Below are 3,851 nucleotides of genomic sequence, written 5' to 3'. Positions count from 1 at the left end.
GGGCCGAAGAAGGACGAGCCGCCATGGGCGTGGAGGCCGGTCTGGAGGAGGATCGGGAGAGCGCCGATGAAAGCTGGGGCGCCCCAGAAGCACAGCGGGCTGAGCAGCCCCAGAAACAGCGTTGCTTGGGCCGTGACGTAGAGCTCAAACACGAAGATCTCGGCGAACGTCCAGTCCGGAACGGCCCAGCGAAGAAGCAGGCTTGCGATCACGCAGGTGAGGAGGCCCACGTAGGTCTGCAGCTGCTGAAACCAGTCGAACATCGATCCCGCAAGCGCCTGGGCGGAGGTCCAGCCGAACGCAGCGCGGAGGGGCGACCCGGCACGGAAGACCTGGGAGGGATCGGTGCCCATGGACCGCCACAACGACTCGTACACCTGCGCCTGTCCCTGCACCCATGTGTCCCGGAAGATCAGGAAGACGAGAAACGTCATCGTGGCCGTGAGCAAGAAGTAGCCGATGGGGTTCACGAACTGCTTGCGCTCGCCTTCTACGTATCGGCGGGCCACGCGCCCGGGATTCTTTGCTGCCTGGAGGAAGGTCTGTCCGACGCCCCGCTCAAGGTCTTCGAGGTCCAAGGCTGATTCGAGAAACCGGCGTACGAGGTGACGGACCCGGAGCACCGGCACCTGTCGTTGTCCGCAGCGGTGGCAGTATTCGCCGACGAGGGGCGTCCTACAGTTCTGGCAGGTTTGCTCCGGGTCGGCCGAGGACGGAGAACTTGAGCTCTCCATCACGTCGAGTCAATGATATGGGGCGCACGGCGGTAGGCTGTCCGTTTCATCCCTGCACGCAGGACGCGTTCCGTGCCGAATCCGTCTTCAGTCTCCGGCGTGGCACGTCCCCGAATCCCACCTCGCCCGATCAAATTGAATGCCAAACCGGCTCGCGTCCCTTGTTGACGACCGATTGCTGAGATGAAGTCGCTCACACGCCGCACGATCTACTATCTCCTGGTACTTGTGGCCGCCACTGCGGGACTGACGGCGGCGTACAGTCTGGGGATGAGCCTCTGGGAAGGGCGGCCGCGGCCGTGGTACCAGGCCCTGGAGGTGGTGGTGCAGACGTTCACGACGACCGGATACGGCGAAGATGCGCCGTGGAGCAGCCCCCAGATGAACCTGCTCGTCATCGTCATCCAGCTGGCGGGCATCGGGTTCATCCTGAGTGCCGTGGACGTGTTCTTCGTGCCCTGGCTTCGAGAGGCACTCCGCCCCACGGCCCCGACGACGCTCTCGTCCCGCTCGGGCCACGTCATCGTGTGTGGCTACACGCCGCGAGTAGAAATCTTCATTGAGGAGATGGAAGAGCGGGGCCAGGACTACGTGTTGATCGAGCCCGACGCGGACCGGGCCGCGTCCCTCTACGAGCAGGAGTACGAGGTCATGGAGGGAGACCCGACCTCAACCGATGTTCTAGAGCGTGCCTCGGTCGGGGCGGCAGAGGCCCTGGTGGTCGACGTGGCCGACGACGAAAACGCCAGCATCGTGCTCGCGGCCCGTGAGGCCTGTCCGGAGCGGCGCATCATCACGCTCGCCGAGGACGCCTCCGCGACCCGGTATCACCGGGCGGCCGGGGCCGACGTGGCCCTCTCGCCCCGGCAGCTGCTCGGGCGCAGCCTCGCCGCACAGGTGCCCGTGGCCGCGGCGGCCAACGTAGAGGAGCAGGCCACGACCGGTGCCGAGATCGATTTTGCGGAGCTTATCGTGACCCGGCACGGCCCGTCCCACGACCACTCACTCCGTGACCTCCAGCTCACGGAACGGTTCGGGGTGCGCGTGGTCGGGGCCTGGTTCGACGGCCGGTTCGAGCCTGCCATTGAGGCCGAAGCCCCCCTCGGGGCGGGCACCCGTCTGTTCCTGGCCGGGACGCCCGAGCAGTTGGACGCCCTCCGGGACGAGATGGCCCCCTACGTGCGGGCCTTCACGCCGCAGTCCATCATCCTGGCCGGCCACGGCGACTCGGGCCACGCTGCGTGGCAGTCCCTCCAGAAGGTCCACGCGGACGTGACGGTGCTCGACCTCGAACAGGGAGAGGGCGTAGACGTGGTGGGGGACGTGCGGAATCCCGACGCGCTTCGGGCCTGCGGGATTGAGGAGGCCTCGACCCTCATCATTGCCGTCGACGACGACACCGTCGCCACGTTTGCCACCCTCATTGCCCGCGACCTGAACCCGGAGGTGCAGATCCTGGTGCGGGCCCACGACGACACGGCCGTCCAAAACCTCTATCGGGCCGGTGCCGACTTTGTGCAGGCCCTCCCTACGGTCTGTGGGCGGATGCTGGCCGCCACGGTGTTCGAGGACGAGAGCCACTTTGCCCGGGACCGTCAGATCAACGTGGTGCGGCTCCCAGCCGCCGGGCTGGCCGGGCGCGCCCTGGACGAGGTGGACCCCGATGCACAAACCAACCACACGGTGCTTGCGGTCTACCGGGACGGGGATTTTCTGACCGACCCCGACGCCGATCGCTTCACCTTCGAGGCGAACGATGAGGTGATCGTAGCCGGGACCGAGGACGGGATTCAGCAATTCCGGACGCGTCTCGGGGAGGGGGCGGAGGCGTCTTGAGGAGGGGACGGCGTCAGGAGGAACGGGCCGAGGGCCTTGCCTCCGGCCAGTCGTGTTGTCGCAGCTGTGTCCAGGCCGCTGCAATCTGCTCCGGCGCGAAGCGCTGCGCCTTGCGGCGGCTCCAGTCCTGCACGGCCCGCACGGTCGCCTCGGGGCGGCGTCGGGCCTGCGCGTCGTGTCGCGTGAGCCAGCCCACCGTGGCGAGCAGTTCGAGTGGGTCGGGCGCGTCGTAATCTTCGGTGAGGGCCCGCATCCGGTTCAGACGCTCACCGGCGGTCGGGTAGTCCGAAAGGGTGTCCCGGGCCACACCGACCGCGGGCTTACGAAGACGAAACGAAGAGTCCTGGTGCAACGGGTCGTAGCCCGTGATGAAGTGTGCGTCGATCCGACGCAGGACCGCCGTGAGGCCCGCGGCCCGGAGGCCGTGGGGGCCCGGCTCGAAGGTGAGATGCAGGTCCTCCCCCAGGCCCTGCAGTAGGAAGGCGAGATTGTGGGCCGCGTGCGGGCTGACGACGCCGTTCGGCCCGGCGTAGGCGGCGTAGACCGAGAGGAGGAGGGCTCGCCCCCGCGTCATCGCGGGCCGCTCGTCTGGGTCGGGGCCGCCCTGTGCATCTGCCGACCGGGGGGCGTAGACGCAGGCCTGGACGCCATCGAGCGCTGCGAGTGGGGCAGTGAGCAGCGGGCGCACCGTGGGCCAGTCGAGCCCGCCCCCGCCGCAGCCCAGTGCCGGCACGGCGACCGACGCAATGTCGCGGGCGGTGACCTCGTCGACGAGGGCCGCCATGCCCGATTTGATGTGTGGGGCGGACGAGGCGTCGCGCCAGTGGTCCTTCGTGGCCACGTTCAGGACGTAGCGGGGACGCTGAACGTCGCCGAAGAGCCCTCCGCGATCGTGGACGAGGACGTTGCCCGGCGCCAGGGCCCCGGCGTCACAGGCCGCCTTGTATTGCTCGAAATTGTCGGGGAACCGCGTTTTGAACTGGCGGCACAGCCCGCGCTTCATGAGACCGGCGCAGTGGACCGGGTTCGCGAGCGCTGCCACGTCCGCGTCGAACAGATCCCCGTGTACAATCTCGACCATGGGCCACCTCGACCGTAGAGAACGCAGCTGACAACGAGAAAGGGCCACGAGACATGGCCCGCGGCCCTTCTACTGAACATATACGAACGTCCTGTTTCCACAAGTGCGCGTGGAGCAGGGCCCTAAGTGACGTCGCTACGCGGTTTTGAGGGCCGACGTCAGCTCCTCCTCTTCGTCCGCCTCGTAGGCGTCGGTCGGGG

3 protein-coding genes are annotated in these 3,851 nt (G+C 67.6%); 1 reads left to right on the top strand and 2 read right to left on the bottom strand.

All coding sequences use genetic code 11. The annotated features are described in order from the left end of the window. Positions 1-734 (bottom strand): DUF3667 domain-containing protein (locus V5A20_RS13520; protein ID WP_332317002.1); only part of this gene is annotated, 734 nt, incomplete at its 3' end. A 183-nt stretch (positions 735-917) separates the two neighbouring features. Between V5A20_RS13520 and V5A20_RS13515 the strand changes: the two genes are divergently transcribed. Then, positions 918-2,570: a potassium channel family protein gene (locus V5A20_RS13515; RefSeq protein WP_332327582.1), complete on the top strand. Its 1,653-nt coding sequence runs from the start codon at positions 918-920 to the stop codon at positions 2,568-2,570. Between the two features lie 13 nt (positions 2,571-2,583). On the opposite strand, the gene darG is transcribed toward V5A20_RS13515, so the two are convergent. Next, positions 2,584-3,651 carry a type II toxin-antitoxin system antitoxin DNA ADP-ribosyl glycohydrolase DarG gene (darG, locus tag V5A20_RS13510; RefSeq protein WP_332327581.1) on the bottom strand — a complete coding sequence of 356 codons (1,068 nt, stop codon included), beginning with the start codon at positions 3,649-3,651 and terminating at the stop codon, positions 2,584-2,586. Positions 3,652-3,851 lie beyond the last annotated feature (200 nt).

Source organism: Salinibacter sp. (assembly GCF_036626415.1).
Classification (GTDB): domain Bacteria; phylum Bacteroidota; class Rhodothermia; order Rhodothermales; family Salinibacteraceae; genus Salinibacter.
The sequence above is the reverse complement of the archived record's forward strand: the minus strand, read 5'-3'. Positions and strand labels throughout refer to the sequence as shown.